Annotated in this window: 2 protein-coding genes; both read right to left on the bottom strand. The window is 29.3% G+C overall.

Going from position 1 to position 854, the window contains the following annotated elements; genetic code table 11:
- Nucleotides 1-667: tandem-type lipoprotein (locus HMPREF3247_RS00885; protein ID WP_070866165.1), on the bottom strand; the 667-nt coding region annotated here is incomplete at its 3' end.
- 66 nt (nucleotides 668-733) lie between these two features.
- Nucleotides 734-854: Csa1 family protein (locus tag HMPREF3247_RS14105; protein ID WP_141762806.1), on the bottom strand; the 121-nt coding region annotated here is incomplete at its 5' end.

Genomic DNA, 854 nt, shown 5'->3' with positions numbered 1-854 from the left:
ATGAACCTTTTAAATTCCCTGTACCTTTCAACAACAGCTTCGGCGCGTTATTTGTTGGTATGTCATATCTTTTATGTAATTCCTTTACATTATAATCATCATTAGTTAATTGATATTTAGCTGAATAACTCGGCACCTCTGGATTGTATGATATATCTCCATCTTTATAATTCATTAAATCTTTAAAATTGCTGTATTGCGCAAAAAACTTAAAGCTTTCGATTTCTTTTTTTATTTTTTCATCTTTAATTTCTTTAGTTGGAATGATTTTATTATCGCCCATTTTAACTGGGTACCTTTTTTCATTCTCTTGGGGTCTTCCGTCTTTATCATTCTTTATTGCATTTACATAATAATATCCTTTTGTTGTTTTGGTATTTCTATTCATATACAAGACCATACCTTTAATTTTTAAAGCTTCTCCCTTATTTTGAGTCGCCATTTCCGAATTAACAATCCATGTGCCTTTATCATTTTTATCAAACTGATCATCACGATAGCCTTCCTTATCGTATAAATCCTCTAGATTTTTAATAGGGTACATACTCAATGTTTTTTCAAAACTTTTCTTAATTTCCGCTTCTTTACCTATGCCACAACCAGCAGTAATACTAATAACTAATATCAAAAAATTAATGTAAAATGCCCATTTACTTAAACACTTCATAACCTTACAACTCTCTCCTTTTATTAGGTTGTCCTGGATTGATTTCATATTCTGGTTAAAAGATGATTATTTATCCTCGCTCGGTTCAAGATGTAGACTATCAGTAAAGTAAATATTTTCATTTTTATTCTCTAAAAAAGTAAATTCAATTTTTTTATATCCAACTGATGAACCTTTTAAATTCCCT

The organism is Staphylococcus sp. HMSC36A10 (genome assembly GCF_001838845.1).
Lineage (GTDB): Bacteria > Bacillota > Bacilli > Staphylococcales > Staphylococcaceae > Staphylococcus > Staphylococcus aureus.
Note: the sequence above shows the minus strand (reverse complement) of the source record. Positions and strands in the feature narration are given on the sequence as shown.